4 protein-coding genes are annotated in these 3,869 nt (G+C 70.1%); 1 reads left to right on the top strand and 3 read right to left on the bottom strand.

Annotated elements, in window-relative coordinates; all coding sequences use genetic code 11:
• Positions 1 to 3: 3 nt before the first annotated feature.
• The 3 genes from FNH05_RS34095 to FNH05_RS34085 form a co-directional block, all read right to left on the bottom strand.
• On the bottom strand, positions 4 to 618 hold the full coding sequence (locus FNH05_RS34095) for an FMN-binding negative transcriptional regulator (RefSeq protein ID WP_144592971.1): 615 nt from the start codon (positions 616 to 618) through the stop codon (positions 4 to 6).
• 92 nt (positions 619 to 710) lie between these two features.
• Positions 711 to 1,574: an SAM-dependent methyltransferase gene (locus FNH05_RS34090; RefSeq protein WP_144592970.1), complete on the bottom strand. Its 864-nt coding sequence runs from the start codon at positions 1,572 to 1,574 to the stop codon at positions 711 to 713.
• A gap of 116 nt (positions 1,575 to 1,690) precedes the next feature.
• Positions 1,691 to 3,106 (bottom strand): sialate:H+ symport family MFS transporter, encoded by a 1,416-nt coding sequence (locus FNH05_RS34085; protein WP_144592969.1) that lies wholly within the window; start codon positions 3,104 to 3,106, stop codon positions 1,691 to 1,693.
• A gap of 103 nt (positions 3,107 to 3,209) precedes the next feature.
• On the opposite strand from FNH05_RS34085, the gene FNH05_RS34080 reads away from it, so the two are divergent.
• Positions 3,210 to 3,869 (top strand): FadR/GntR family transcriptional regulator (locus tag FNH05_RS34080; protein ID WP_144592968.1); only part of this gene is annotated, 660 nt, incomplete at its 3' end.

Genomic DNA, 3,869 nt, shown 5'->3' with positions numbered 1-3,869 from the left:
GCCCTAATGGGGACGGTGTTTTTCCACGCGGACGGCCATTTCCGTCTCCCCGGACCCCCGCAGCCCCGCGATCACGCCGTCGATGTCGGCCGCCGGGCGGTTCTGGCTGAGCTTGAACTTGGCCTCGATCCGGTCGATGGTGATTTCGACCCCCACGATCGCCCGCAGTTGCCCGGCGAAGAACTTCTCCGGGGCGTCGTCGACCGACCACGGAGCCGTCCTGCCCGCTTCGTGGTGCTCGGTGAGGCGGCGGACCAGGGTGGCGACCCAGCCGGGGTCGTCGTGCACGGTCATGCCGCCGTACACGTGCGCGGTCAGGTAGTTCCACGTGGGCACGACACGTCCGTGCTCGGCCTTGGAGGCATACCAGGACGGTGTGACGTAGGAGTCGGGACCGCGCACGATCACCAGGGCTTCGCCGAGCACGGGCAGGCGCCAGTGGTCGTTGTTGCGGGCGAAGTGTCCCAGCAGGGTGCCCCGTTCCCGGTCGTAGAGGAACGGCAGCATCGTGGCGACGAGCCCGTCGGGCGTGGCGGTGATCAGGTCGGCTGCGCCGTGGTGGGCCAGGAGTTCCTGGACCGTTTCGTCGTCGGGTGCGAAGTGAGCGGGAACGTACATCCTTCGATCTTCGCCCAGCGGGTGGTGTCGGCGAAAGGTCCGTTCCACCGGCCAGGGGCTCGCCCGGACAACACCCCGGTGCGGCCGGAGCGTCAGGGCACCCGGCCCATTCCGGCGAGACCGACCGAAAACGCCGGGTTCTCCCCGGGCCGCAGGTCCGGGTTGCGCCAGGACTGCGTGTAGCCGATGCCCGGTTCGACCAGTTCCAGCCCGCCGAACAGGGCGGTGAACTCCTCCCTGGTGCGCGTGACGAAGTCCGGGGTGGAGGTCTTGCTGTAGTGCGCGCAGAAGGCGAGGGTGGACTCCCGGACCCGCTTCTGCGCGGGGTCGGCGGGGTCGAGACCGTCGACGGTCGCGTGCGAGAGCGCGACGAGACTGCCCGGTGCCAGCAGGGAGTAGTACTCGCTCAGGGTCCGCTCGGGATCCTTCTCCGGGGGCACGAAATGCACCAGCGCGACGACCAGCAGGCACACCGGGCGGCGGAAGTCGATCAGCCGCCGGGTGGTTTCCGCCTCGACGATGGTGTCCGGCTGGTAGAAGTCCCCGCCCACCATGGCCGCCTTCGGGTTGCCCGCGAGCATGGCCGTCCCGTGCGCGATCGCGACCGCCTCGTTGTCGGCGTAGACCACGGTGGCCTCGGGGTTCGCGCCCTGCGCCAGTTCGTGAACCGGTGACACGGTGGGGATCCCCGAGCCGATGTCGAGGAACTGGTCGATCCCCTGCGCCAGCGCGTACGCCACGGCTCTGGTCATGAACTGCCGGTTGTGGTGGGCGACCTCGCGGGCGTGGGGCAGCAGTTTCAGTGCCTCGCGGCCGAACTCGCGGTCGATGGCGTAGTTGTTGGTGCCACCGAGGTACCAGTCGTAGACCCGGGACACGTTGGGATGGTCCAGATCCACCCCGGGGACGGTCCAGGCCGGGCCGGTGAGGCCGGGTTCGGTTTCGCGTTCGGTCAACGGAAGTACCCCATGTCGTCGTCAGCCGTGGGCGTCACCCTATCCAGGGGGCGGACGCGCCGGAACCCCGCTGAGGGAAATTCTCCGTGATCACGGCCATGGGGAGAGTCGTTTTCTCAGCTGTTCGCGGGCGCGGTGCTCACCTCGCGTTTCCGCCGCGTGAGCCGGGCGGGCACGTCGAAGCCCACCAGCAGTGCGGTCACCAGGGTGAGCCCGCAGGCCAGCCACACCAGGGCCGGGCCGAGGCCGATGTGCGCGGCCACCTGGGCACCGGCCAGCGGTGCGACCGCGCCGCCGAGGGCGCCGACGTTGTAGGTGAAGCCGAGGCTCGCGGCGCGGATCCGCACCGGGAAGTGGTCGCCGAGGTATTTGGGCAGCAGGCCGGAAATGCCGGAACCGGTGGCCTGCAGGGCGAAGAGCAGGCCCCACACGGCGACGATGCCGCCACCGGAACCCAGTGCGAACACCGGGAAGACGAACAGCAGGGACAGCACGAGCCCGCCGACGTAGGCCGCCCGCGTGCCGAACCGGTCGCCGGCGATCCCGGCGAGGCAGGAGCCGAGGGCGTAGCCGAGACCGGCCCAGGTCAGCGCGTCGGCCACCTGCCCGGCGTTGTAGTGCAGTTCCGTCTTGAGGTAGGTGGGCAGCAGCGACTGGATCGGCCACGAGTACAGGAAGGCACAGAACACGGTGGCCATCAGGCCGAGCGCGGTGGGCCAGGACCGCCCGCCCAGTTGCCCGGCGAACACGGCGAAACCCGCCACGCTCAGGGCGATGCAGAGCGGGTACCACCCGCCGGCGTGCCCGGAGAAGACGAGCACGAGGCAGACCGCGACCGCCACCGTGATCACCGCGTTGACCCCGGCCCACCTCCCGTGCAGCAGGGCGCTCGCGCTGGTCCTGGCCTCGCCGCCGCCGGCCACCTGGTCGGTCCAGTCCGGTGCCTCGGGCAGCGCCCGGCGCAGCCACAGTGCGACCACGACCGGCAGGATGCCGAGCCAGAACAGCCACCGCCAGCCGAAGGAGGGCACGACGGCCTCGTAGGCGCGGGCGGCCAGGATGGTGCCGACGGGGTAGGCGGAGAGCAGGAACCCGCTGGCCCGGTTGCGGAGCGAGGCGGGCCAGCTCTCCATCACGTAGGTGCTGCTGGAGCCGTACTCCCCGGCCATGCCGATGCCGACGAGGGCCCGGAAGGCGAACAGCGACCAGTAGTTCCAGGCGAACCCGCACAGCGCGGTGCCGGTCGCGTAGCAGAGAATGCTCAGGATCATGGCGGGACGCCTGCCGAACCGGTCGCCGAAGGCGCCGAGCGCGAGCCCGCCGAACCACCGGGACACGAACGCCGCCGAGACCAGTGTCGCGGCCGAAGCCAGTGAGAGGTGGAACTCGGTGCGGATTTCGGTCAGGACCAGGGTGATGATCACGAAGTCGAACCCGTCGAGCAGGTAGCCGGTCCAGGCGGCGCCGAACGCCTTCCACGGGTCGCGACCGACCTGGCGGTACCAGCGGGTGTGCTGGGGGGAGGCGTTCATCTGCACCTCTTCGTCGAGGAACCGTCGTTCGGGTGAATTCGTTGGACGTTGGACGTCCTATGATGTCGGTGACGGTAGCTCACAGCGTGAAGCGAGGGCAAGAGTGCGCACCACCCGCAGCCAGGAACTGGTCGACGCCATCATCGAGCTCATCGACCGGCGCGGGCTGCGCCCGGGCGACCCGCTCCCACCCGAACCGCGCCTGATGGAGGAGTTCGACGCCGCGCGCAACTCGGTGCGCGAGGCCCTGCGCACCCTGCAGGCCCTGGGCATCGTGGAGATCCGGCACGGCTACGGCACCTTCGTCGGCGACGCGAGCATGACCACGCTGAGCCCGTCGCTGCTGTTCCGCACCCGGGCCCGGTCGCAGGACGACCTGCGGGGCCTGCGCGATCTGCTGGAGGTGCGCCAGATCCTGGAAACCGAACTGGCCAGGAAGGTCGTCGGCGACGCCGGGCTGCTGGCCGACCTGGCCGGCTGCATCGAGCGGATGCGGGATCCCGCCACCGCCGCGGCGGCCGACCGGCAGTTCCACGAACGGATCTGCGTGGCCGCGGGCAACGAACTCGCGCTGGAGCTCACCCGGTTGTTCTGGGACGTCTACCGCCAGTCCGAGTCGCTGGTCGGCACTCCGTCGAACGCCGGTTCGCTGGTCGCCAAGCACCAGAAGATCGTGGACGCGATCAGCTCCTGCGACCAGGAGGCGGTCCGGCGCGCGGTCAGCGACCATTTCGACGAGATCCGGCACCGCATCGCGGCGGGC

Source organism: Amycolatopsis rhizosphaerae, assembly GCF_007713715.1.
Classification (GTDB): domain Bacteria; phylum Actinomycetota; class Actinomycetes; order Mycobacteriales; family Pseudonocardiaceae; genus Amycolatopsis_E; species Amycolatopsis_E rhizosphaerae.
Note: the sequence above shows the minus strand (reverse complement) of the source record. Positions and strands in the feature narration are given on the sequence as shown.